This is a genomic window from Vibrio sp. Vb1574 (genome assembly GCF_033338675.1).
Window position 1 is genome coordinate 1 of sequence record NZ_JAWOTC010000001.1, and the last position, 26,022, is coordinate 26,022.

22 protein-coding genes are annotated in these 26,022 nt (G+C 43.2%); 11 read left to right on the plus strand and 11 right to left on the minus strand.

Annotation, left to right across the window (positions count from 1 at the left end):
- Positions 1–161 precede the first annotated feature (161 nt).
- The gene (locus tag R7O12_RS00005) at positions 162–1,370 is read right to left on the minus strand and encodes a DUF2066 domain-containing protein (RefSeq protein ID WP_054577598.1); all 1,209 of its coding nucleotides are present in this window, start codon (positions 1,368–1,370) and stop codon (positions 162–164) included.
- Between the two features lie 365 nt (positions 1,371–1,735).
- Here R7O12_RS00005 and R7O12_RS00010 point away from each other — a divergent pair, with 365 nt between their 5' ends.
- The gene (locus R7O12_RS00010; RefSeq protein WP_005389855.1) at positions 1,736–2,989 is read left to right on the plus strand and encodes a uracil-xanthine permease family protein; all 1,254 of its coding nucleotides are present in this window, start codon (positions 1,736–1,738) and stop codon (positions 2,987–2,989) included.
- A gap of 116 nt (positions 2,990–3,105) precedes the next feature.
- On the opposite strand, the gene upp is transcribed toward R7O12_RS00010, so the two are convergent.
- Positions 3,106–3,732, minus strand: a complete 627-nt coding sequence (upp, locus tag R7O12_RS00015; RefSeq protein WP_005380401.1) for a uracil phosphoribosyltransferase — start codon at positions 3,730–3,732, stop codon at positions 3,106–3,108.
- 179 nt (positions 3,733–3,911) lie between these two features.
- On the opposite strand from upp, the gene purM reads away from it, so the two are divergent.
- On the plus strand, positions 3,912–4,952 hold the full coding sequence (gene purM, locus R7O12_RS00020) for a phosphoribosylformylglycinamidine cyclo-ligase (RefSeq protein ID WP_005389861.1): 1,041 nt from the start codon (positions 3,912–3,914) through the stop codon (positions 4,950–4,952).
- 151 nt (positions 4,953–5,103) lie between these two features.
- Positions 5,104–5,760, plus strand: a complete 657-nt coding sequence (gene purN, locus R7O12_RS00025) for a phosphoribosylglycinamide formyltransferase (RefSeq protein ID WP_005394347.1) — start codon at positions 5,104–5,106, stop codon at positions 5,758–5,760.
- Between the two features lie 389 nt (positions 5,761–6,149).
- Here the strand turns inward: purN and R7O12_RS00030 are convergent, their stop codons facing one another.
- Positions 6,150–6,995 carry a class II glutamine amidotransferase gene (locus R7O12_RS00030; protein WP_005385395.1) on the minus strand — a complete coding sequence of 282 codons (846 nt, stop codon included), beginning with the start codon at positions 6,993–6,995 and terminating at the stop codon, positions 6,150–6,152.
- A gap of 50 nt (positions 6,996–7,045) precedes the next feature.
- Positions 7,046–7,621: a D-sedoheptulose 7-phosphate isomerase gene (gene lpcA, locus R7O12_RS00035; RefSeq protein WP_005380392.1), complete on the minus strand. Its 576-nt coding sequence runs from the start codon at positions 7,619–7,621 to the stop codon at positions 7,046–7,048.
- Positions 7,622–7,997: 376 nt separating this feature from the next.
- Here lpcA and fadE point away from each other — a divergent pair, with 376 nt between their 5' ends.
- Together fadE and R7O12_RS00045 are read left to right on the plus strand one after the other, a co-directional pair.
- Complete coding sequence (fadE, locus tag R7O12_RS00040) at positions 7,998–10,442, plus strand: acyl-CoA dehydrogenase FadE (RefSeq protein WP_005385392.1); 2,445 nt, start codon at positions 7,998–8,000, stop codon at positions 10,440–10,442.
- Positions 10,443–10,644: 202 nt separating this feature from the next.
- Entirely contained in the window at positions 10,645–12,420 is a 1,776-nt protein-coding gene (locus R7O12_RS00045; protein WP_318125505.1) for a SulP family inorganic anion transporter, read from the plus strand.
- 73 nt (positions 12,421–12,493) lie between these two features.
- On the opposite strand, the gene R7O12_RS00050 is transcribed toward R7O12_RS00045, so the two are convergent.
- The 5 genes from R7O12_RS00050 to dnaQ all read right to left on the minus strand — a co-directional run bounded on the left by R7O12_RS00050 (position 12,494) and on the right by dnaQ (position 16,303).
- Positions 12,494–12,904, minus strand: a complete 411-nt coding sequence (locus R7O12_RS00050; RefSeq protein ID WP_005391824.1) for a GNAT family N-acetyltransferase — start codon at positions 12,902–12,904, stop codon at positions 12,494–12,496.
- Positions 12,905–12,988: 84 nt separating this feature from the next.
- Positions 12,989–13,381: a DUF1353 domain-containing protein gene (locus tag R7O12_RS00055; protein ID WP_213896054.1), complete on the minus strand. Its 393-nt coding sequence runs from the start codon at positions 13,379–13,381 to the stop codon at positions 12,989–12,991.
- Between the two features lie 191 nt (positions 13,382–13,572).
- On the minus strand, positions 13,573–14,103 hold the full coding sequence (locus tag R7O12_RS00060; RefSeq protein WP_005380387.1) for a hypothetical protein: 531 nt from the start codon (positions 14,101–14,103) through the stop codon (positions 13,573–13,575).
- A 221-nt stretch (positions 14,104–14,324) separates the two neighbouring features.
- Positions 14,325–15,575, minus strand: a complete 1,251-nt coding sequence (locus R7O12_RS00065) for a TIGR03503 family protein (RefSeq protein ID WP_318125508.1) — start codon at positions 15,573–15,575, stop codon at positions 14,325–14,327.
- 8 nt (positions 15,576–15,583) lie between these two features.
- Positions 15,584–16,303 (minus strand): DNA polymerase III subunit epsilon, encoded by a 720-nt coding sequence (gene dnaQ, locus R7O12_RS00070; protein ID WP_318125510.1) that lies wholly within the window; start codon positions 16,301–16,303, stop codon positions 15,584–15,586.
- Between the two features lie 174 nt (positions 16,304–16,477).
- Here dnaQ and R7O12_RS00075 point away from each other — a divergent pair, with 174 nt between their 5' ends.
- The 6 genes from R7O12_RS00075 to R7O12_RS00100 all read left to right on the plus strand — a co-directional run bounded on the left by R7O12_RS00075 (position 16,478) and on the right by R7O12_RS00100 (position 24,680).
- Positions 16,478–17,665: a tyrosine-type recombinase/integrase gene (locus R7O12_RS00075; protein ID WP_158001826.1), complete on the plus strand. Its 1,188-nt coding sequence runs from the start codon at positions 16,478–16,480 to the stop codon at positions 17,663–17,665.
- Entirely contained in the window at positions 17,662–19,302 is a 1,641-nt protein-coding gene (locus R7O12_RS00080) for a hypothetical protein (protein ID WP_029845893.1), read from the plus strand. Before R7O12_RS00075 ends, R7O12_RS00080 begins: the two co-directional genes overlap by 4 nt.
- The gene (locus R7O12_RS00085) at positions 19,295–21,373 is read left to right on the plus strand and encodes a hypothetical protein (RefSeq protein WP_318125513.1); all 2,079 of its coding nucleotides are present in this window, start codon (positions 19,295–19,297) and stop codon (positions 21,371–21,373) included. The genes R7O12_RS00080 and R7O12_RS00085 overlap by 8 nt, the downstream gene beginning before the upstream one ends.
- Positions 21,366–21,776 (plus strand): hypothetical protein, encoded by a 411-nt coding sequence (locus tag R7O12_RS00090; RefSeq protein WP_029845895.1) that lies wholly within the window; start codon positions 21,366–21,368, stop codon positions 21,774–21,776. Before R7O12_RS00085 ends, R7O12_RS00090 begins: the two co-directional genes overlap by 8 nt.
- 400 nt (positions 21,777–22,176) lie before the next feature.
- Positions 22,177–22,686: a hypothetical protein gene (locus R7O12_RS00095; protein ID WP_029845896.1), complete on the plus strand. Its 510-nt coding sequence runs from the start codon at positions 22,177–22,179 to the stop codon at positions 22,684–22,686.
- A gap of 11 nt (positions 22,687–22,697) precedes the next feature.
- Positions 22,698–24,680, plus strand: coding sequence for an AAA family ATPase (locus R7O12_RS00100; protein ID WP_029845897.1), 1,983 nt, complete (start codon positions 22,698–22,700; stop codon positions 24,678–24,680).
- A 537-nt stretch (positions 24,681–25,217) separates the two neighbouring features.
- On the opposite strand, the gene R7O12_RS00105 is transcribed toward R7O12_RS00100, so the two are convergent.
- Positions 25,218–25,349 carry an AAA family ATPase gene (locus tag R7O12_RS00105; RefSeq protein ID WP_318125517.1) on the minus strand — a complete coding sequence of 44 codons (132 nt, stop codon included), beginning with the start codon at positions 25,347–25,349 and terminating at the stop codon, positions 25,218–25,220.
- A 301-nt stretch (positions 25,350–25,650) separates the two neighbouring features.
- Positions 25,651–25,971, minus strand: a complete 321-nt coding sequence (locus R7O12_RS00110; RefSeq protein ID WP_029845899.1) for a helix-turn-helix domain-containing protein — start codon at positions 25,969–25,971, stop codon at positions 25,651–25,653.
- Positions 25,972–26,022 lie beyond the last annotated feature (51 nt).

A 26,022-nucleotide genomic window follows, 5' to 3' on the forward strand; every position in this document is an offset into this window, starting at 1 on the left:
ATGAGTAGTTTTACAGGCAAAGCCGAAACGGATGATAACCACCTACTGAAGTAGGTGGTTTAGGGCTGAAAACAAAAAGAGTCGCTATTGCGACTCTTTTTTATGCTTACCACATTGGTGTTTGATCCTTGCGTTTCACGCCTGGAACGCTACCAAGGCGATTACGATGCCGAGCGCCACTCGTAGATCAAGTCATACTGTTCTCGGACAGGCTCCACAATCATCGGCTGAGTTGGTTGTGTTTCGTCACTTGCTTCTGCCACAACATTTACTGGTACTTCAGGCTGCGCTTCTTTTGGCGTCGCGGCGTCTTTTGCTTCATTACTCTGAACCAATGGCTCTTCTTCTTGAGTTGAAGCTGGGGCATCAACTTCACCTAAAGGATCTTCAAAAACCATTAATTGAGAAATAGAAGAAGCTTCTTTCTCAAAAGCTTGTTGTGATGCCAAAAGGTGGATGTTGAGCGTTAACTCGTCCCCTTGAACACGCTTAATCTCTGTACCCGCAACCGAATTAAGTTGTTTTAGCGCATTCTCTAAACGGAAGAAGTCCGTGGCAGAGGTTACATTAAGGACTTTCACTGCTAGCGCTTTTGAAGACTTTCCTGAAACCACAACTGCACTCTTACTTGCATAGTAGTCTGCGATGCCATCCACCATTTCTGCAATAGCATTAGCACCTGATGCAGACTCGCTACGCGGAGAACGTTGCGCTTCTACAATTCTCGTTGGCGACTGGTCGTAGAGTGTCCAACGAATTTGTTCACCTTGAGCCCGTACAACCAAAACGGCGTCAGCTGGGTAGCGCTGGCTGGCTTGACCAATTGGCTCAATAAAGCCGCCCCAAAGATCAGAGACATTAACACCGGTTACATCATCAAAATCCCCAACCGGGATAGTGATTGGTAGGCCTCTTAATTTCGCTGCGCTACGAAGTGCTGCAACATTTGAAGATTCAGAATGTTCCCACGCAATGTTACGATCGTAACCCTGTTCTTCAACCATCCAAACTAAAATATTGGCACGATTTGGCGACCAAGATGGCAATTGTGCTTGTGTTAAAAGAGAGCTGATTTGGTCGTTGTTAAACAACATTTTTAAGCTCGCTTTTCCATCAACCTGCCCATAGCTTAGTTGAGAAATGTAACGCGCACTTGAGCTAAGTGCCTTTTTAATCACTGGATTGCTTAAAGAGGATTGAGAACCGGTCGCTCGAACAATCACATCCTGCATACCTTGTTGACGAGCCAAAGACTCACCGTCGTTCTGCTCACTGTCGATAACCACTTCGGCACGATAGATATCCACCTGAGTTAATGCATATACTGGTAGGGACAACCAACCTATCAGTAAGAGAGCTAAATAGCGCATAGTTTTTATAATCCTCTGAACAAGAACCCGAATAATAAGCAACTATCAAATCTTGAGCAAGGTAAGTACTGAGTAAATTGTCTGTATTATGACCAGCTTTGTTAACTCGGGCCTCAACCAGCACTTCAGTGCTATTTTTTATAATAAACTCATTGCTTATTAAGCTATCTCAACAAGTTAGGCTGTCCATTTTTCATCTTCACGCAAGACACGTAAAAGAGGACAATTTGCAAGCAAGCAACTCTCAAAAGTGCTATTTATGGGAAAAATTCAATCGAAAGTTTGATCTATGCAACATTGCAAACGATTGCAGGATGATAGTATTCGCCGGATTTGTCTGCGTATCTTGAAAATAGGGAATTATTATGAAAAACGCGTTACAAGGCGCTCAAATGCTCTTTGTCGCTTTTGGTGCTTTGGTGCTTGTGCCGCTCCTAACTGGCCTTGATCCAAACGTAGCCCTCTTTGGTGCCGGTGTCGGTACTCTCCTCTTCCAATTAATGACTAAACGTTCTGTTCCCATCTTCCTTGCCTCTTCTTTTGCGTTTATTGCTCCTATTATGTTCGGTATCCAAACTTGGGGTATCGGTGCAACGATGGGCGGCTTGATGGCAGCGGGCTTAGTTTATGTGGCTCTAGGGGCGATGATCAAAGTGCGTGGTGTTGGATTTATCCATAAAATTCTCCCGCCCGTTGTCGTTGGCCCTGTGATCATGGTTATCGGCCTTGGCCTTGCCCCAACGGCAGTGAACATGGCGGTAGGTAAAACTGGTGATGGAGCTGCACAGCTAGTTAATGGTGATGCTGCGATCATTATCTCGGCGGTCTCACTGCTCACAACCATTGTACTCAGCGTTTTTGCAAAAGGCTTTTTGAAGCTCGTTCCTATTGTTGGTGGTATTCTTGCTGGTTACTCTGTTTCTCTATTCTACGGTGTGGTTGATTTCACTCCCGTAGAACAAGCGGCTTGGCTAGCCATGCCAAACTTCACCGCGCCAGAGTTCAATATCAACGCAATTTTGTTCATGATTCCTGTCGCTATCGCACCTGCGGTTGAGCACGTAGGTGACATGCTTGCTATCTCAAACGTTACAGGTAAAAACTACCTGAAAAAACCAGGCCTTCATCGCACAATCGCAGGTGACGGGGTGGCAACTATCGCAGCTTCGATGGTGGGTGCTCCACCAAACACCACTTACAGTGAAGTAACAGGAGCGGTAATGCTAACCAAAGCATTTAACCCTGTGATCATGACTTGGGCAGCAATCACCGCAATCGTACTTGCATTGGTAGGTAAGCTAGGTGCGGTTCTTCAAACGATTCCAGTTCCTGTTATGGGTGGCATCATGATTCTGCTGTTCGGCTCCATCGCAACGGTAGGCCTCAACACACTGATCAAGAATAACGTTGATTTACATAAGTCTCGTAACCTAGTGATTGTTGCCGTAACACTTGTGTTTGGCATTGGTGGTATGGCTTTCGGTATTGGTGAGTTCAGTCTACAGGGTGTGAGCCTATGCGGTATCGTGGCAATTATTCTTAACCTTGTGCTACCAAACGATTTAGGTGAAAACCACGTTGTGGATAACGCACAAATGGAAGAAGAAAGCGCGAAATAGTTCGTTTGCGCCGCTTTATTAGGTGGCGTGCCTTACTCTTCTCCTCTTGTAGATACAAAAAAGGCTTGGTTTTCACCAAGCCTTTTTCTGTTCAGTCATAGTAATACATCAAAGAATTACTTAGTACCGAAGATCTTATCACCTGCATCGCCTAGACCCGGAACGATGTAGCCTTTGTCATTAAGCTTCTCATCGATTGCCGCAGTGTATAGCTCAACATCTGGGTGTGCTTTTTCTAGCGCTTCAATACCTTCTGGTGCAGCAACAAGTACCAGCACTTTGATTTGGTTACAACCTTTCTCTTTTAGGAGATCGATAGTAGCAATCATAGAACCACCTGTTGCAAGCATTGGGTCAACAACAAGCGCAATACGCTCCTCGATGTTTGAAGCAAGCTTGTTGAAGTAAGGAACTGGCTCAAGCGTTTCTTCATCACGGTAAATACCCACAACACTGATACGTGCGCTTGGCATGTGCTCAAGAACTCCATCCATCATGCCTAGACCTGCACGTAGGATTGGCACTACGGTTACTTTTTTACCTTTAATCTGGTCTACTTCTACCGGACCGTTCCAACCATCAATGGTCACTTTTTCTGTTTCAAAGTCTGACGTTGCTTCGTAAGTAAGTAGGCTACCGACCTCAGTCGCTAACTCACGAAAACGTTTTGTGCTGATGTCACCTTCTCTCATTAGACCAATTTTATGTTTTACTAGAGGGTGCTTTACTTCAACAACTTTCATGTCCATCTCCGGCTATAGTTGGCAATATTTAAACAAACCTTCAGATTATACATGATTTTCACAGGGATATCAGGATAAATCACTAAAGAAAAAAACAGACGCAAACGTTTGCTATCTATGTTTAAGCACTGTTAGAATAGCGCCGTTTTCATATCCAACTTAATACCGAGGACTTCCCTGTGAGTGGTAACAACTCTTCTCTTAGCTATAAAGACGCTGGTGTAGATATTGATGCAGGCAACGCGCTTGTGGATCGTATTAAGGGTGCGGTAAAACGTACTCGTCGCCCTGAAGTTATGGGTGGTATCGGTGGTTTTGGCGCGCTATGCGAATTGCCAACTAAATACAAACAACCTGTACTGGTTTCTGGTACTGATGGCGTTGGCACAAAACTTCGCCTAGCACTGGATATGAACAAGCACGACACGATCGGCATCGACCTAGTGGCAATGTGTGTAAATGATCTTATCGTGCAAGGCGCAGAGCCACTGTTTTTCCTAGATTACTATGCAACAGGCAAACTAGACGTTGATACCGCAGCGGATGTTGTTTCAGGTATCGCTGAAGGGTGTGTTCAAGCAGGTTGTGCCCTAATTGGTGGCGAAACTGCGGAGATGCCGGGCATGTATGAAGGCGAAGACTACGACGTAGCTGGTTTCTGTGTTGGCGTAGTAGAAAAAGAAGACGTGATTGACGGCACGAAAGTCGCTGCTGGTGATGCACTTATCGCTGTTGGCTCAAGCGGCCCACACTCAAACGGTTACTCCCTTATCCGTAAGATCCTAGAAGTATCTGGTGCAGATAAGAGCGAAGAGCTAGCAGGCCGCACTATTGGTGAGCACCTACTAGAACCAACAAAAATTTACATCAAGTCAGCACTTAAGATGATTGAGAAACACGACATCCATGCGATTTCTCATATCACTGGTGGTGGTTTCTGGGAAAACATCCCACGCGTACTGCCTGAAGGCACGAAAGCAGTTATCGATGGTAACAGTTGGGAATGGCCAGTTATCTTCAAGTGGCTACAAGAGAAAGGCAACGTCGACACACACGAAATGTACCGCACATTCAACTGTGGTGTAGGTCTAATCGTCGCACTACCGAAAGACCAGGCAGACGCAGCAGTTGCTCTTCTTAAAGAAGAAGGCGAAAACGCGTGGGTGATTGGTCAAATCGCACAAGCAGACGCGAACGAAGAGCAAGTTGAAATCCAATAATTTGCAAATCGAGCTCAAAAGATAAGAAGAATGAGGACACTAGATGACTAGGTCCTCATTTTGCTATCTAGAACACTAAAAACCATTCTATTAGTAGGTAGTTTAGAAGCTACATAACTCCAACCTACAATACCAAGGCGCTCTCGACATCATGAAAAACCATACCCTAAAAAACATTGTGGTCCTCATCTCGGGTAACGGAAGTAACCTGCAAGCTATCTTGGAAGCTTGCGAAGACAGCATGCCAAACGCACGAGTGGCAGCCGTGTTCTCTAACAAAGCAGATGCTTTTGGTTTAGAACGTGCAAAAAAGTTTGATGTGGACGGTCACTTTGTCGACCCTAAAGCATTCAGCTCGCGTGAAAGCTTTGATGCAGAGCTAATGAGTCAAATAGATGAATACCAACCAGACGTGATTATTCTTGCTGGTTACATGCGCATTCTGAGCAGCGCATTTGTTTCTCATTACATGGGTAAGATGATCAATATCCACCCTTCTCTTCTACCAAAATATCCTGGGCTACACACACACCAGAGAGCAATTGATGCTGGCGATAAAGAACATGGTACGAGTGTGCACTTTGTAACGGAAGAGCTTGATGGTGGCCCTGTCATACTGCAAGCAAAAGTTCCTGTGTTCGAAGACGATGATGCTAGTGTACTTGCGGCACGTGTTCAGGCGCAGGAGCACCGAATCTACCCTATGGTGGCTAAGTGGCTGGTAGACGAGCGGTTGATCATGAAGGATGGTAAAGCCTATTTAGATGGCGCAGAGCTTGGCGTACATGGGTACGCCTCAGATGAGTAGCCCTGAATAATAAACTCCAAGCACAAAAGAGCAGCCTGAGGGCTGCTCTTGGTTGTTTTAATACTTATAAACTTGATTCAAGAAAACCATGGTGAGACTAGAAACCTAAAACCCAGCATTCTAAAAAATCCCATAACCACTTGAGTAACATAACACTCGGAAAGTAGATTCTGCATCTGGTTCGTTCTTCACCGTTCAGACTGACGAGGTGTTTTATGAGAAATTTCTATCAGTTACGTCTTTACAGCAAGCCTTAGCGAGACTAGGACTCTACTACCAGCACTCTAGAAAGTAAGAATGCTCATCCGTATCCGCCCTCGGTTTAAAACGCATAAAAATAAAGCTCGCGATTAAGCGAGCTTTATTTTTATATTCAGAGTAAGAGACCATCACTCTAACGGTTCGGTTGGCGCTTGATTGCCCGGCTTAGCCGCCGCAAACGGCACATTTACCAGTTCAGAGGCATTATTTTTGACTAGTTCACCTAGGTGAAACAAGCCGTATTCGCCAGGTTTCATACGCTGCCAAGCTTCGTTGCCCGTCAAAGGTTGAGTTGCGATCACAGAAACGATGTCATGTGGCGTTGTTTCTTCTTGGAAGTTAATTTCCACATCTTCATCAAGCAACGCGGCTTTTCCAAACGGTGCGCGTCTTGTGATCCAATACAAATGATTGGTGCAATACGTCATTACATACTCACCATCACTCAGAAGCATGTTAAATACACCCTTCTCTTTTAGCTCATCACAACATTTAGCAACATATAAGAATACCGACTCCATATCCTTTGGTGGCTCAGGATATCGATCTTCCATTTGCTTCAATAACCAGCAAAATGCCAGTTCACTATCTGTCTCACCGACAGGTCTATGTCGACCTGTATGCAAGTCTTGGTAGCCAGAGAGCTGACCGTTATGCGCAAACGTCCAATACCTACCCCACAGCTCACGTGTAAAGGGATGAGTATTTTCTAAATTAACACCACCACGATTCGCCTGTCGGATATGACTAACGACCGCACGACTTTTGATGGGATAATTTTGTACCAACTCTGCTATTTTAGACTCACAACTTGGCTTGGGATCTTTGAAGGTTCGAAAGCCCTTCCCTTCGTAGAAGGTGATCCCCCATCCGTCACGGTGTGGGCCGGTTCGACCTCCACGCTGCATGAGCCCAGTAAAACTGAAACAAATATCCGTTGGAACATTAGCGCTCATACCGAGCAATTCACACATGGTTTAAAAAACTCCCTAACAACACAGCTCGAAACGGTGGCCGTAAACGATTATTCCATCTCTTTTTCGATCAACTGAATGATGATATGAATAATCTTAATATGAATTTCCTGAATGCGGTCTGCATAACCAAAGTGTGGCACGCGGATTTCAATATCTGCAAGGCCTGCCATTTTGCCGCCATCTTTACCTGTTAGCGCAATCGTCTTCATGCCTTTCGCTTGTGCTGCTTCAATCGCTTTCAGGATGTTACCTGAGTTACCTGACGTCGACAGACCAAACAGTACGTCACCTTTTCGACCAACCGCTTCTACATAGCGTGAAAACACGAAGTCATAACCAAAGTCATTACTCACACAAGAAAGGTGGCTTGGATCTGAAATAGCAATACCAGCATAGCCAGGACGATTTTCTCGATAACGGCCTGTTAGCTCTTCGGCAAAGTGCATTGAATCACAGTGAGAACCACCGTTACCACACGACAATACTTTACCATCTTGCTTGAATGAGTCAGCAATCATTTTCGCCGCTGCTTCGATTTGCGCAATGTTATGGTCATCGCTTAAAAATTTGTTGAGCACTTCAGCAGCTTCGTTTAATTCACTTCTAATCAGATCATGGTACATAAGACGTTCTCTTTATTATTTCGGCTTCAGTCAGCTCTAGACTCACTGAGCAAATTGTTCTGATACCAATTTGGTATCGGACATTTCATAAACCTGAACTCGGGTTTGATTACTCTGAGTTTACCCACAAACGAGAATTAGTGTCGATAGTGAACCAACAGATTTAGATTAGTGATGGTAATAAACTTGTCAACTTGCTCATGAAACCATCACTCAAATCTCAACTTTAGAATTTTAACTCTACTTAGATCACTTTTTATCCAATCTTATGTTTTACATTTCCTTAATATTTTGATTACACTTAAACCAACTGGTTAGACCTCTTACCTAACATACAGACGTACAAAACTTATAAAGTCTGAAAAGGAAAATATATATGGACATCTTGCTCTCAATCATCACGATGGCGATCGTGCTAGGCATTACGCTCTACCACCGCATGTCTCTCGTGAAATCTATTAGCTTACTCACCGCGGCCATGCTGGCTCTTACAGTAGCAGGAACTGTCGGCGTTATTGGTTGGGCTATTTACGTTCTCGCCGCAGCTGTGCTCGCGGTTCCTGGCGTACGTCAGTCTTTAATTAGCCGCAAAGCGTTAGTGCTTTTCAAGAAAGTGCTGCCAGCTATGTCTCAAACCGAAAAAGAAGCGTTAGACGCAGGTACCGTCTGGTGGGAAGCCGAACTGTTTAAAGGCAAACCAGAGTGGCAAAAGCTACACGCGATTCAAGCACCTAAGTTAAGTGCGGAAGAACAAGCCTTTTTAGACGGCCCTGTGAATGAAGTGTGCGCCATGGTGAGTGATTTCCAAGTGACCCATGAACTCGCGGACTTACCGCCAGAAGTTTGGCAATACCTGAAAGATCATAAGTTCTTCGCCATGATCATTAAGAAAAAGTACGGTGGTCTGGAATTCTCAGCATACGCGCAATCACTAGTACTACAAAAACTAACGGGTGTTTCTGGCGTTCTATCGTCTACCGTTGGTGTTCCTAACTCTTTGGGCCCAGGTGAGCTACTGCAACACTACGGCACTGAAGATCAAAAAAATCATTACTTACCGCGTCTAGCTGAAGGTAAGGAAATCCCTTGTTTCGCCCTAACAAGTCCAGAAGCGGGTTCTGACGCAGGCTCTATTCCAGATTACGGTGTGGTCTGTAAAGGCGAATGGGAAGGAAAAGAAGTACTGGGTATGCGCCTGACTTGGAACAAGCGCTACATCACCCTAGCGCCAGTCGCAACGGTACTAGGCTTAGCATTTAAACTTCGCGATCCTGAAGGTTTGCTAGGCGACAAAGAAGATCTTGGCATCACTTGTGCGCTTATCCCAACTGATGTCAAAGGTGTTGAGATTGGTAACCGACACTTCCCGCTCAATGTACCATTCCAAAATGGTCCAACGCGCGGTAAAGACATCTTTGTTCCTATCGATTTCATTATCGGTGGTGAAAAAATGGCGGGCCAAGGTTGGCGTATGCTGGTTGAGTGTCTGTCGGTTGGACGTGGTATCACGCTACCTTCAAACTCAACAGGTGGCATCAAAACTGCGGCAATGGCAACCGGTGCTTACTCACGTATTCGCCGTCAGTTCAAACAGCCGATCGGCCATATGGAAGGAGTTGAAGAACCATTAGCACGCTTGGGTGGTAATGCTTACGTGATGGATGCAGCAAGCAACTTAACCGTTGCGGGTATCGACTTAGGTGAAAAACCTTCAGTTATCTCAGCTATCGTGAAGTATCACTGTACGCACCGCGGCCAGCAAAGCATCATCGATGCAATGGACATCGTAGGCGGTAAAGGTATCTGTATGGGACCTTCTAACTTCCTAGCTCGTGGTTACCAAGGTGCGCCAATCGCAGTAACGGTTGAGGGTGCTAACATTCTAACACGCTCAATGATCATCTTTGGCCAAGGCGCAATCCGTTGCCATCCGTACGTTCTTGAAGAAATGAACGCGGCGTATTCTGAAGCAAGTAATGCTGTCGAGAAATTTGATAAAGCGCTTGCTGGTCACGTGAGCTTTACAATGAGTAACCTAGTGCGCAGTATCTGGTTTGGTTTGAGCGACGGTCTGGGCTCTTCATCGCCAACCAAAGATGCAACCAAGCGTTACTACCAACAATTGAACCGCTACAGTGCAAACCTTGCCTTACTATCGGATATCTCGATGGCAGTGCTAGGTGGCTCTTTGAAGCGTAAAGAGCGTCTATCAGCGCGTCTTGGTGACATTCTAAGCCAGCTATATTTAAGCTCTGCGACGTTGAAACGTTTTGAGCAAGATGGACGCCCAGTCGAAGATTTACCATTAGTACACTGGGGTCTACAAGACAGTTTGAAACAAGCGGAAGTGGCGGTAGACGAATTCTTAGCAAACTTCCCGAACAAAGTGATTGGTCGTGCACTGCGCGTGTTAATCATGCCATTCGGTCGTGTACGCAAAGCGCCAAGCGATAAACTAGACAGTAAAGTGGCGCGCATTCTACAAACGCCAAGTGCAACGCGCTCACGCATTGGTCGCGGTCAATACCTTGAACCAACCGAGCACAACGCAGCAGGTAAGATTGAGCTTGCGCTGTCAGTCATTCTTCAAGCTGAACCTGTGTTTGACAAAGTATGTAAAGCGCAAGGTAAGCGTCGCCCATTCTTACGTTTGGATATGATTGCTCAGGAAGGGCTAGAGCAAGGCTTTATCACGCAAGAAGAAGCCGATCTACTCAGAGAAGCGGAACAGCATCGTCTAGATACAATCAACGTTGACGATTTTGAGCCGGAACTGCTTGCCGCAAAGCCGCTATACCCTCAGATGGATAGTGTCGCGTAACTCTAGAATCTGAGACCACAAACGGGAGTATCAGCTCCCGTTTTTTATTGCTTCCAGAATCGGATTCATAACACCTCACACTACAAAGCCCCCCTGCGCAATAAAATCCTCGCACTCCAATCTTTTCCCCGATTTCCAGTGATAACTAACTCACAGACGTTCCAACTAAGCGGTGTATACTTTAAGTAACTCACTCACATATATGGTAAATCCGTTGGCTAAAATATTACTCGCACAGTGGTTCCCAGGGCTTGTTCAGCTTAAGCATTATCAAAAAGAATGGTTTGTTAACGACTTTAGAGCCGCCTTTTCTGTTGTCGCGGTTGCACTGCCAGTTGCCATAGCTTACGCACAATTAACTGGTGTATCCGCAATTGTCGGTCTGTATTCGTGTGTACTGCCAATGTTGGTTTACGCCATGATGGGCACATCTCGGCAACTCATTGTCGGACCCGATGCAGCAACCTGTGCAGTGATCGCAGCTGTTGTGACACCACTTGCCGCAGGTGACCCCACAAAACATTGGCAGTTGGTTATGACCATGACAGCGATGACGGGAATTTGGTGTGTACTGGCAAGTCGTTTCAAGCTAGGGGTATTTGCAGATTTCCTTTCTCGTCCGATTCTTTTGGGTCTACTCAACGGTGTTGCTCTCACAATTATCGTTGGTCAGTTTGCGAAAGTAGTCGGTTTGAAATACGAGCAACGTTATTTACTGGAACGTTTATGGGAAGCTCCACAACGATTAACCGATCTTCATTGGCCTACTGTAACTCTGAGTATCGTGACGGTTGTCGTTTATTTGCTCACCAAACGCTACCGACCAACTTGGCCTGCTGCCATGCTGGCGATCCTCGTAACTACTGCGTCAGTTTGGTTTTTCCATGTACAAGAGATGGGCGTATCGGTTGTCGGACTCACTCAAGGTGGCTTCCCTCAGTTTCAAACACCGGAGTTTGAGCTAGGTGAAGTCCGTGAACTAGTGGTCCCGGCGCTCAACCTTGCGATTGTCAGTTTTGTTAGCATGATGCTCACCGCCCGCAGTTTCGCGGCTAAAAACGGTTATGATATTGATGCAAATAAAGAGTTTCAGGCGTTGGGTTTTGCCAACATTGCCTCAGCGTTTTCACAAGGTTTCGCAATAAGCGGCGCTGACTCACGCACAGCCGTCAATGATGCAAATGGCGGTAAATCTCAATTAGTTTCGATTGTCGCCGCAATCACCATTGCCATTATTGCGGTATTTATTTACGAGCCTTTGCAGTTCATCCCTATCGCTTCACTTGGTGTTGTATTGATCATTGCGTCCCTATCGCTGCTCGATCTTAAAGCAATTTGGAAATTAAAATCTCGTGACAAAGATGCATTTTATCTGGCCATCATTACTTTTATTTCTGTGTTGATCGTGGGTGTAATACCGGGGATCACTTTGGCGGTATTGCTAGGGCTGTTTCAATTTTTACGGATTGTCATGCGACCGAGTGATCAGCTACTTGGCTTGGATGAAAAAGGTACCATTCGGACCATCGACGACTCAGGAAAAGCTTCGCCTATTCCTGGAATGGTGATTTACCGCTTTAACTCACCGCTAACTTACTTCAATGCTCCTTACTTTAAACGTAGAGTGTTAGAGCAGGCAGAGCATCACAAAGACGCAAGTTGCGTTGTCATCGACGCCGTATCGAGCTTTACTCACTTGGATCTCAGTGTGATGGCAACACTGGCAGATATTCACAATACTTTGAAAAAGAGAGGTGTACGCTTAATCCTCGCAGGAAGGAAACGACGTCTTCGTCAATGGTGTGAGCTTACTGGTATCAGCACCAGTGAAGGAGGCATCTTACTGCGAGCTGATATGTACCTTGCCATTAAACTTAGTGGCTGTTACATCAGTGCTGTGGGTGAGGGACAAATTCCTACTGTTCAAAAAGAGCCTGATTTAGAGCAGCCACCCAAACCAATTCCAGAAGTGGCTTAAATAGAAATTTAATATAGAAAACAGGAAATTAAACTCCTGTTTTCTAGTGCTTATCTTCACAGCTGAATACGTGTTATGCCTTTGGCTTAAACTTTTTTGTCATCCCTTGGCTTTTAGGAGCCACCAGCCTATAACCAAGCTTTTCGTAAAAGACCGGTTCATCAGCAATCATAGAAACGTAAGAGCCTTCAAGTGCAACAGAAGAAAGATAACCGTCGATGTATTCCATGACTTTTCTACCTAAACCGTTACCTTGATAATCAGAATCAACGGCAACGTCGACAATTTCGAAGTTACACGCCCCGTCACCAACAACCCGACCCATTGCAATGAGCTTTCCTTCATCCCGAACAGATACGCCATATAACGAATTGGGTAGGCCAATTTCAGCAGCTTTCAACGATTTAGGTGATAGCCCGGCTTTTATACGCATATCACAGTATTCTTTCGGGCTTGGCACATGCTCTTCATATCTTATTGTCATTATGTACTACTCCTTTGTATCACCTTGGAGCTTACATAACTAAACTGTATAAATAAACAGTTATACGCTGGAAAGATGTTCCCATTAAGCACACAAAGTATCGGGTCTAGAAAAGAACCCGCCGACAACTCTGACGCCATAATAGATATAAGTTGCTCTGAAGCTAGACATTCCTTTTTCTAAACATGTTTCTCTCAACAACGTATCCGCATGCTTTCGAGCACTTTGAGGCAACACCTCTTCCCTCATGAGTTGGTAAAGAGCATCATGCACTAAAGAAGCTTTCATAATGTTTTTTGTGTCTAACGCTGGCCCACTCGCTCCATCCCATGCATAGCCCTTTTTAATCGTTAACACGCCTTGTTTGGACAAACTAAGAAAAGGGCTGTCATACGCGTTACTCACTGAAATGTGAGTCTCAACCTTTTCTTCAGAATGGAGAGTGTATTTATACTTCTGACGCTTTTTGTATTTCATCAGAGACCTCGCGTTTACTTATTCTTATTTATCACGCACAGCTGAATATTTATCCAGAAACCCTAAAAGATCGGCTCTTGTTATTATGGCGTACTACCTATTACAAAGCCCAAATCAATATAAATAGAACTCCATGCAATCAATAAAGCCAGAACCCCTGACTTTATTGACCAAAATTCAACCAACAATCCTTATTCTGAAGGAAGTCTACTCAATTTTTTATGGATATCTTCTACAAAATTGGCTTGTTCACTTGGAGAAACCTCTAGAACATAATGAAAAAACGGACTTGTATGCTCAGTAATTTTATACTCTTCACTTAACAGCTTAATTACTTGTTCATGATTAAATCGTGCGGAGACTAAGCCACTCTCGGTTTCTTGAGTTATAACTATATAGTGAGCGGTTGGAAAAACCGTAAACCTTCCTTCGACAGGAAACCAAGGAGCAAAAGAAATAATCTCGTCATCAATTATGTATGCTTGAGGTTTACTGACATAGGTGTAAGGGTACTTTTCATCTAAATAGGGTCTTGCTGTATCAAACAAGCCATCATAATAAGTTGGTATTTCTACTTTTTGGATTTTACTTAAGGGATCGAAAGTGAAGGTATCAAGTGATTTTAAATTATTACTTCCCGAATCTGGATTATTAACACCATTGTCAATAGAAGAACAACCTACAATTATCACTGCACAAAAAAAAGCTAAAATTTTATTCATTATTTCTTTATCTTTAATTGATTGTTTTGAAAGTTAGTCACATTAAAAATGCAACCAATTTAGAAAGTAAAAATGATATATTATTTATATAAAATCCCAAACATATATTTGAATACAGTAAACTTAAATATTCATATTTTATCCATTTTTCTTCTTCCAACTTGGTAACTTGATAAAAAAACGGAGCCGATTGGCTCCGTTTCTCGCTTTATGTGTTACTACTATTTCTTTGGTACTTCTAATTGCATCTCTGGCATGGCATCGCGCTTCGCTTTAATTTTGCGCCAGACTATCCATGCAATGATCACAATCAGCAGCATTATCAAATTACCCACCGCGATAATAATCATGCTGCGCTTACGCTCAGCCTCTCGCTCAGCGATAATTTGCTTTTCCATTTCAATACGGCGCTGTTCGGCTAATTCAGCTTCTTTTGCAATTCGAGCAGCTTCTAGATCAACTTCATCAACAACACTGAAGGTTTGCTCTGGGATAGGAAACACCAACGAGCGCTGAGTTGCAAAATCAGTGGCAAAGATCTCGCCGCGCCATGCGTACTTACCAAGCTCAGCATCGTTATTGAGGTTCAACGTAACTCTCATTCCATCTTTAGAGACCTGTCCTTGGCTGTAACTAATGAAACCATCGGGAGCGTCCTTTTTCACTGTGACTGCAATAGAGCCTGGTGCAATCATACCTTGCTCGCCACTCACCACTAATTGGTGTGGCTTATCGGGATTACGAGCCTGAATAAAAGTACGAGAGATTGGGTTCGGATAAACCAAGATGACTTGCTCTTGCGCTCGTAAGAATACGCCATTGCCAGACGTGATGCGCGCACGGTACTTACCAGGCTCAACGTCTATTGGGAGCTGAACCGTGAACACTCCATCCCCTGCTTTTTCATCCAAGCCTCGGCCGTCATCAGAAAACTCACCCACAACCATCGGCATTGGACGTGCTTCTTTGATCAGCTCATCTTCATTTTCGACAAACTTGGTAAATGTCACGCGCAGATTCACGCGATCAAGGAAGTCGCGCAGTACAAGAGGTTTGCCGTCGGAGGTCAGGCGAGCTGTAAACTTAAGCGCTTCCCCATTATATAATCGGTTTGGGAACAGATCCGTACTGAGCTTTAGGTGAGAAATTAAGCGGATGTTATTTTTAGGCGTAACTTTCCCCACAGCCTGCCATGGACCTGGCATAGGGTTATCAACGGAAATAATATCGAGTGAGGCTTCTTGATACCAACGTACATTGTCGTAAGAGCCCCAAGCATAGTATTTTTTACCGTCAGGACGGACTAAAACAACTGGCTGAGAACTTTGCTCACGATAAACCAAAAACGTGATCTGCTCGATGGTTGGATCAACTCGAAAGCGATTGTCTAACAAAGACATTGTAGATTCACTCGCAGCACTCGAGAGACTACTCCATATCGCTAAAAACGCGACCAACAAAGCCCTCAACATAGCTTCTCCTATTGATGCCAAATACAGTTGTTCACCAACTCTAATCTTTTTTGGTGAGCTTCTAGTTCATCGGCACTTGCGCGCAAAACCTTTAGCGCTTTTCTTCCTTCAATACGACGAATGGTTTCTACCCCACCCTCTTGTTTATTCGCGTTAAATTCTAGACTCGTTTGACCACCCGTCATAAAGAGGTAAACGTCGGCTAGAATCTCCGCATCGAGCAAAGCTCCGTGGAGTGTACGGTGCGAGTTATCAATACCGTAACGTTCACATAAGATATCAAGGTTGTTTCGCTTACCAGGGAAGATTTTCTTCGCCATAGCAAGGGTATCGGTCACCTTGCAGTAGTCGTCCGTTTTGCCGATGTTAGGATCGAGCATGCCAAACTCGTAATCCATAAAGCCGGTATCGAAGGGCGCGTTGTGGGCAACAAGTTCTGCGCCTTTAATAAACTCAAGAAACTCTTGGTGCACGCTCGCGTATTCCGGTTTATCAACCAAGAATTCATCCGTAATACCGTGAACTTCAACCGCTTCTGGTTGGATTTCACGATCGGGTTTTAAATAAACGTGGAAGTGACGACCAGTCAGCTTACGGTTGATGATCTCCACGGCACCGATTTCAATAATGCGGTGTCCCATGTAGTGAGGACCACCCTCGCGGTTCATACCTGTGGTTTCGGTATCGAGAACTACCTTTCGGTCTACGTGTTTCTGTAAATTTGTCATCTAATTTCAATCCGAGTTTCTTTCATTTTAACACTCTTAGCCCAAACCTAATGCCTATTATTTGTACTACCTGTGTAAACGCCCTATGTTAAACAATATAACTCCGATAAAGTGTAAATTATCATGTTCGAGATCAGGCATTATATCGCGACAAATGGAGAAAGGTTCTCGCTATTGTATCGAAAACCTTTTAGCGGGTCTCCGTTGTTTTATCCAACAGCCTATTGTGCAAGAAACCTTCGTAACAAAAACAAACATAATACCCAGATAGATCATCTATATGCCATTAGAGGTCTCTATGAATGGGAAGAATCGCTCCGAAATACATACGGATTAAACTCAATTGATATTCATCAACGACTTTTGTCACAAACATTTTTCAAGTCATATGAGATAGATTCACTGAGTCAATTTTTGGCGACCAAGAAAGGCTCTAAATCTAAAATAGGTGAAGTGATTATTGGCGAAAAGATAAATTCAAAGCTCACCAAGGTGGCCGAATACCTAGTGTGGTATGCCAATGAGATCATAACCGATACAAATCAGCCAATAGTACAGTCGGCGATTCAAAACATGTCTGACATGATAATCAGCTGCAAGCGTAGAAAAATCAGCAAGGCTAGGCAACAACAAAGAACACTAGCAAAAAAACTAAGTAAAGAAACAAGGGCTGACCTACTAAGTATATTTAGTAACCCCTGTATTAAAATGGAAAAAGAACAATGTGCTCCTACTCGCTACCGCGATGTATTGGCACTTAGCATTCTTTATGACACAGGTATGCGACTTGGCGAATTACTTGGCTTGAGATTAAAAGATTATTGTCCTGGTTATGGTGGTGATCCAGATATTCTGTGGATTCAGGATTACCATGACGACAAGAAAGATGACAAGTCAGTTCAGGACGTCGCTAAGACTCTTATTCGCCCATTGCCAATAACTCCAGAGCTGGCTCAAAAAATTTATCATTATTTAACAACTTGGCGTGCTGAGACTGAAAGCGTTAGTTTTGAGGACGATGCTCCATTATTGGTCGTTCACCTTAAAGGTGACAGGCAAGGTAAGGCAATAACCCGAAGCGGTTTCTACTCTGCCTTGGATACATTGAAAGAAAAATTTGCTGCCCTAAATGAGCTTCACCCTCACTTGCTCAGACACGACTGGAACTATCGGTTTTCACTAACAGCAAAAGAGCAAGGCCTAACTGAAAAAGAAGAAACGGAGCAACGTGCTTTTCTAATGGGCTGGGTTGAGAACTCTGATATGCCTAAAGTCTATAATCGTAGACGTATCCAGGAACAGGCCTATGAGATTGGATTGCAAGTTGCTAAGCGTACTTTAGAGGTAGAGGCAAGAGAATGAAGAACAAAGCAACAGCGCAACAAGTAACCTCAGCGGATCTTCAATTATTGGCCGAATTTGACAAGACCAATATAAAATCATTGTCAGGTTATCCGATTGAATGGAAAGCAGAGCAACTGAATATTGTCGGTGAAAGTTTAATTTCCATAAAAGCGCTAAATGACCATTTATCCAATGACGTTCTGACGGGCTTTAAGCTCGCAATCCAGTCCATGGCGGCCTCTGGAGTAATAGCGAAAACGACACTTATTGGTAACATTTATATCTTCAACTCTTTTGTAAAAAAGACCAAATCTCAGGCAATTACCATAACCGCATTCGCACAGTATTACGAGCATTGCCGCACGACTAAAACTGGATCGCCGCCGTCACTGAGGGCTTTTCTAAATCGCTGGTTTAAAACTGGTTATGCAGGAGTCAATGAGGACGTCATAGATTATATTAACGAACTTCATTTCCCTCAAACTCACTCCCCTTCAGGCACTAAGGTACGTTCTGACAATCCAGAAGAAGGCTGGTTTACCGAGCAAGAATATAACGAGCTGGTTTCAATTATTTGGGACGAGTATGAGTATGAAAAAGTTTCATTGCAAAACACACTGATTCAGCTCTTAGCCGCACAGTATGGTCGTAGACCCATACAAATGGCTCACTTAAAAATTGCCGACATTAGGCAAGAAGGAGAAGATGTAGGGGTATCAGGTAAGCGTATTTTGTTTCCAGGAGCGAAGGAAAAGGGCCAAACCAATTTTAGAGAGGCAAAGCTAGAAGTTCACCCATTAAGCGAAGAGCTGTGGGCTTTGTGTCTGTTGCAAATAGAGCACAGCACTAGAGCCTGGGAAGCACAATTACAGTACAAATTCACGACTAAAGAGGCTGAGCAGCTTCCCCTTTTTACGCCTGTTTATATCAACCACTTTCAAAAAAAAATTGCCACAGCCCGACAATATGCATCTTCCTTCCAAAGTGTTGTTGGTTCCGAATATTTGCATGTATTAAGCAATCTTATCAAAAATACTACATCAAGAGCCTCCGCTGCCTACACTATTGTCATTTCACATCGCACCAATCGGCCTTTGCTAGTAAATGCTTACCGTTACCGTTACACGAGAGCCAAGCAGTTAGCTAGACTGGGGATCCCCCGCATTGCACTGATGTATTGGATGGGTCATAACCATGATAAGTCATTGGATGCCTATTATGACGATCCAGCAGAACGTGCTCGAATTCTAGAAGATGGCATGGGGCAAATGATGCGCCCATTGGCTCAGGCCTTTCGTGGCACACTTGTCGATACCATGGATGACGCGCTTAACGGGGATGAGAGAAACCGACTGCAACTGGATGGTAAAGATGAACTATCGTTAGGCGGGTGCGGCAAACATGGATTCTGTGGAACGTCTGTACCTATCCCTTGTTACTCTTGCTCTAAATTCAGGCCATGGGTGTACGCACCTCATGAAGAAGTACTTGAGCGCTTGATTGAAAGGCAGCAATTGGAAAATAGCACACCGCAAGTTGGCCAGGGGCGGCTTTTAATATCGCCATTGAGCTTAGATAAAGAAATTGCAGCAGTAAGATGTGTGATTACCCGATGTGAGGAACGCCAAATAGAGCTGGAGAGTACCAATGAGTAATATTGTTATTTTTAAGCCCAGGGTAGAATTAACAGCAAAAGAAAACTTAGAGAACTTTATCGACTTGGCCAAAAACAGAATCCAATTATGGTCAAGCGGTGGGGGGTTTAAGTGGGAACATAATCAATGGCCAACACACTTTAAAAGCATACGTTTTCTTAGTTTTGAGAACAGACAACTGCACCATACCAAGCCTACTCCACCTGAAATTTGTCTTTTAGAACCTTATCTGGATTTTGCCAAGGCTTATCTACGTTACACGCAAAACATCAAGCAAACAAAAACATACTCAAGGACTATATCAGCTTTAATTTTCCTCGAAAAAGCCATGCGCAACCTAGATGGTAAGTCGAATATCACCAGGGCTGCACCTCGCCACTTTACGGAGGCCTGCAATCTGATATTGAAAGAAAAAATGAAAGATAAGACAGGCATAGGAATTGAACTAAAGCGACTTGCCGATAATATTTCAAAATTCGGTATCACTGTTCATGCAACTAAAACTTGGGTTCACCCTTTTTTTGGGAAAAACGCAAATGAAAGCAGTTTGAACACAGGAAGCGCTAAAGCTCGAAAAGAGAAGTTACCTGATGATGACGCTTTGTTAGCATTGGCCGAAATATTTTCTAACGGCTATACAGGAATGCAAGATGATGAAGATACGTATGTATCCTGTCACACTTGTATCTTATTGAGTGCTCCTCAGCGCATCAGTGAGGGGCGGTGGTATCGAACAAATCTACTGGTGACCGAAAATGACAGCCTTGGTAATCCTCAATTGTATCTGTCTTATTGGGTATCAAAAAATGCCAAATATGTCAGAAAAGAAGTGCCTAAAACGATGGCAGAGCACACTAAGGAATCTGTAAAGCGCTTGCTAAAAATGACTAAAGAAGGTCGTGAATTGGCATGGCATTATGAAAGCAATCGAACTCAATTTTATCGACATAAAGACTGCCCAGACGTTGATGATGATGAGATCTTATCTGTCGAACAAATCACTCAAGCTCTTGGGCTTAAAAACCGCAAAGCATGCGAGGATTTCATTCGAAAAGAATCAGGTAGTTACAGTCTGACAACGTGGACGTTAAATCGCCTATGGAAAGAGGTGGTACTACCCAAGCATAAAAGGCTAAATCCTTATTTTCCTTACCAGGTCCCCCCTAGTGAGCAGGGTATAGGCAAAACACCTAAAATGTCTGAATCTTTGCTATGTTTTCGATACCTTCAGCTATCAGGCTACAAAAAAACTTCCCCAATATTACTGGTGCCATTTAATCGAGATTACTACGCAAAGCGTCTCGAATACAGGGAAATTAAGCGCGGCAAAAAAATCGTAAATATGAGTATTTTCCTTAAAAATGGCTACGGAAATTTGTCCCTCCGCTCTCATCAGTGCCGACATTTTTTAAATACTTTAGCGCAAGAAGCAGGAATAGGTATTGAGGCAATCACTACTTGGTCAACACGAGTCTCACAAAGACAATCTAGAGTATACATGCATCAAGACCCGCTAGATAAGGCGAAAAATATAGCTAGTCAGTCAGAACATGAAATTCTGCAACCAGAGCCAGTAAGTGAAGATGAATATGCGTTAATGGATAAAGGGGCAGTTATCAACACCCGCTATGGCGTATGCTCACATGATTACACACTGACCCCCTGTCAAAAGCATGCCGAGTGCCTAGATTGTAGTGAGCTTTTAGTGTGTAAGGGACATCAGAAAACGATAGATGCAATAAAGGATGAATACAGCAAGCTTACAGAAAACCTTATGGCTGCAAAAGCACAGATTGAGGCAGGTAGGCAGGTTGCAAGCCGCTGGTACGAATTTCATACAGAAAAATATGATCGTCTAACAGAACTACTAAGCATTATTGACACCTCAAGTGTTGAGAATGGTAGCATCATTAAGCAAGTGGGCAGTGACTTTAGTCACCAACAACGAATCATTGCTGAAAAGATTGGTAAAAACCATTACAAGCTAGTCGAAGGTAGCGAACTCGAAACTAAGTACGGTAAAAATGTGATGGCTTGTTTAGACATATTAAGAGAAGAAATTGATGAGTAGCCCGATCACCAAAGTGCAAGAGCATAAGATTGTTGAGTTGATCCGCAACTGGCCAGTAAATGCAAAATTAACATGGGACATGATATGTGAAGAGTCTGAAAGCATATTAGATTACATACCAACAAGGCAGGCGCTAAACAAAAAAGCCAGAATCAAAAATGCATACAAGGTAAGGAAAGAAATTGTAAGCAGACATAATGAGTCAATGTCATCAATTTCAAGGCCCAAAAGCATAAATGATGCAGTCGAACGAATAATGAGGCATCAGGACAAAATTAAGCAGCTCGAGAAGGAAAGTGAACTAATGGCGGAGATCATAAATAGATTTATCTACAACGCTAGTTTACATGGACTATCTGAGCAGCAATTGATGAAGCCTCTTCCAATCAAAATCAAAGACTAATGCAGGTTTCTAATTTCAGGATTATTTTATTAATGGCAAAGTTGGCAACAGAGATGAAATGAAACAGATTACCTAATCGCTTAGCTGCTCTCATAGGCGAAATAGCAATCTGAAAGAGCTTTTGAAAGTGAGTATTTCAAACACACTTTTGCCCCAAAGCTTTCTACCACAAGAATCAGGACACATTTCTATTATTATAACTTAGGCCTACTTTCGGGTGGAATATCACATCCTCATCGGTAAATAAGGATCACACCCCTAAGTTATTAAGTAAAAACAATGAGTAAAGTTCTCCCCCTACCTTCCGTCTGGTATGCTCAAAAAAATAATCATGAGCTATTAGATGACTACTTCTCTGTAGCTTTCTTAATATGGCATATTCAACGGGTAACGTAATAAAATGAATAAAGAGAAACCAATTACACTCGTTTCTGAGGTCGTCGAGCGCAGTTTTACAAGCGATTTTCACTGTTTAATCGCATTAATTCAGCATCTTGGCGCTCATGAAAAATGGAACAGCAGAACACCAAGAAACATAGCTGATAGCATTGGCTTGGATAGGGGAGATGTAGAGAATGTTCTTGATGGCTATCCCGCCTTTTTTAGAAAGTCCTCTAATCTAAGTGCTCAGAAAGAACCTTTGTACTCTCTGCATATCAGGTATGCGAGAAGAACTAAAAAACAAATTGAAGGAGAAGGCAGTCACAAGGAATGGTCAGCACCATTATCCTCTGAAGAAATGCAGACACTCCTTAACCTAGTAACAAATATGATTGGGTTAGAAGCAGAGAATAGACGTCTTAAAGAAGACTCAAGACACAACAATATGAAGGTTTGGGTTGCGTTGACTGGCGCTTTTGCAACGGCAATTGCGGCAATTTTAGCGCAGATTGTCAGTAGTGGCTCTTAAAAGGAGTAAATATGAAACTCACTAAATTCCGAGTTAGAAATTTTCGTTCAATTAATGATAGCGGTGAGATTACGACAGACGACTTAACTGCAATACTAGGTCGAAATGAAAGTGGCAAGTCTAATATCTTACTTGCTCTTCAACACTTAAACCCTCCAGGCGGCATGACTGAGATAGAAGCCATTAAGAATTTCCCTCGCCATCGCAGACTTGCAGAACAGGACGCAAATACACACTTCCTTGATACCGAATGGGCCTTGTCGGAGCAGGAAATAGAGTCCCTGTCTTCAATATTTCCTAGAGCGTCTGAGGTTTCAACTGTCACTATTGCCCGTCGATATGGAAACACTAGATACATAGGTTTGGTTGGCTTAAAGAACCATAGCTTAGATATAAAAGCAATAAACAGAATTATTGACAAAATAGTTACGCTACTAGACGCTCTAAAAACCGATGAAAATGCTGAAAATGTCGAAGCCGTAGTGCAAGAGATAGGCATGTTGAAAGCAACTGATACTCACTCTGCCGAGAGCTGGTTGGAAGCAGTTTTAGGCCGATATGATCAAGTACTTAGAGGTGCTGCACAATACACGCTAGAGAGGCAAGACGACTACCTCGACCTCAAAGACGACTTCACGCAAATAGTGACGGCTTTAGATGATGGTGAACAAGAGAAAAAAGCCCGTAAATTTATAGTAGAATGTCTCCCTATTTTTGTATATATCGATGAATACCCGCATTTGGATGGACATCAAAATCTCAGCACTCTTAGTCAGCATAGACAAAATTACCAGCTGACTTCGAAAGACGAGGGTTTCATTAAATTGTGTAAAGTTGCGGATATAGACCCATCTAAGCTCCAAGAGTTAGCGTCAGATCCCGAGACACGAAACCAGCTAGTTAATAGAGCGGGGGCTGTTGTTACCAGTGAAATTAGACGCTTATGGACAGACCGCGAGTTGAAAGTCCGTTTCAATTTGGATGGCAACTACTTCGATACGTACATATCTGATCCAACGTCTACTTATGATGTTGAAGTTAACCTCAACGAAAGGAGCCGAGGGTTTAGATGGTTCTTTTCATTCTACATTACGTTTTTTGCAGATACGCACGGCGGGGATGCAGAGAATGCTATCATTCTTCTGGACGAACCTGGACTCTACCTACATGCAAAATCCCAAAGTGACCTGTTAAAGCACCTTGATGAAGACTTTAGCAATCAGATTATTTATACAACGCACTCACCTTTCCTAGTCCCGACAAAACAACTTTCCACAGTAAAGACCGTGAATATATGCCAAGAAAAAGGAACAACGGTTACTAACGATCCTACCGGTGATTCAACTACGTTATTCCCTTTGCAAGCGGCACTCGGGTACGAAGTTTCTCAGTCGTTATTCATCGGTTCAAACAATTTGGTTGTTGAGGGGGTTACTGATTTTTGGTATCTGTCATCGATGTCTGAGTATTTGAAATCGTTGGGTAGGACAGGTCTGATGGATAAGATCACTATAACTCCAGCTGGCGGGGCTCAAAAAATACCATACTTGGTAAGCTTGTTGTCATCTCAACACCTCAATCTGTTGGTGTTACTCGATCATGAAAAAGATGCACTTGCCACTAAGACCGATCTGATAGCTAATCACAAACTATCTAAAAGAAACGTCATCTTAGTCTCTGAAACAACAGACAACGATGTTGCTGAATTAGACATTGAAGACCTTTTTGGTTCTGATTATTTTCTTTCTCTGGCAGAGGAAGCCTATAAAGATGAGATGACTGATGACCTTAAATACAACGAGAATATTCCAAGGGTCTGTAAACGATTCGAAAAAGCGATGAAGGATTCCGGTATCAAGAAGCAGTTTGTAAAAGCAAAACCAGCGAGAGTATTTATGAGTAAACTCTCTGAAGGAAAAGAAACCAACGTTCCAGAAGAGGTAATTGATAACTTTGAATCGCTATTCAAACTTATTAATAAACGAATGAAATAGGTTTTTAGGGGAATATGCAGATTCTTTAAATCTGCATAAGCTTGGCACTCCAGCAGTTTCCCCAACTCTGTCCAACATTGGGCAAGTATCGATGACACCTCAGCTAAAAGATTATGAAGATTGATTCGAAGTGAATATGATTGTTAACGAATGGCAGCAACAGATACTGCTAATACGTTCGTTAGAAATGGTGGTGCGGAGAATCAATTGGGGATATAGCGTATGTCCTTGGCTATTCTACGCCAAGTAACGTTATCGCGATGTGTCGTCAGGTCTATGGTGAATCATCCTCACGTTACTTTTCGAATTGCGGTATATAGTTGCCAAAGTATATGGATTAGTTCTGTCGTTATGTTCTGATGCTTTTGGTGTAAATTTACTCACCCAATATGAAAAATGTAGACCCTAGCTTATTTGAGTCCGACTTCGTTCCATTTCATTCATCTGGCACGTGTGTTCTGCGTTGAAAAAATTTCATGCGATTCATTACTTATGGGTAAATCAGCTTTAGACTTTATTGTCTAGCTGTTGGAAGCTCTATAACAACTGAGAAAGCAAGTTGCTTTTTCCTACTCGATTTACGCCAAGCAGCACGATGTTTTGTGTCAGTGGTATATCGATGTATTCAAAGTTACGGAAGTTTCGAATGATTAGGTTTGATAAGTGCACATTTTACTCCCTTGTAAAGGATTGTGTTCCAGTGCTAAAGCTAGGGTAGACTTGTAATGTTTTGATAATGTTACACTTAAATCAACAAACTAGAAATTGAGTTGACGCACACTAATGCCAAGCAATGACGAGAACTTAACCTTTTTGCCTCTGTTAGCCTCTCCGTATAACTGTATGCCCAGAATAGTCTTTAACAAGTACTTTCTTTTAGGAACATGAGGTAATGTCTTTTCTCGGTACAGAAAAGACACATACAAGTTATACAGTAAAGCCTCTTTTATTGTGCTGGCTAAAATACTAACTATTGATCTTCAATCGGGAGGTCGTTGATGAGCTCAAGCAGCTGATTTCGTTGGTCTAAAGACAGTTTTGAAATAGCAACTGCTAACTTGGCCGATACATCATCCTCACAAAAAAAGTAATTCAGAGGCACCCCAAGCTCATCCGCTATCAGTTTTAAGGTCTGCACATCAGGTGTATGCCGTCCTTTTTCATATTGATTCATTCGTGGACTTGCCGAACTCTCATCCATACCTATACGTACTCCTAAAGCCTTTTGGGAGAGGTTCGCTTTTTTACGTGCTTCTTTGAGACGCACTGGAATTGGGTTGTTGAACGACACTTATGGATCATATCTCAAGGCTCAATGTTACTAAGATTTTCTTAGTTTTAC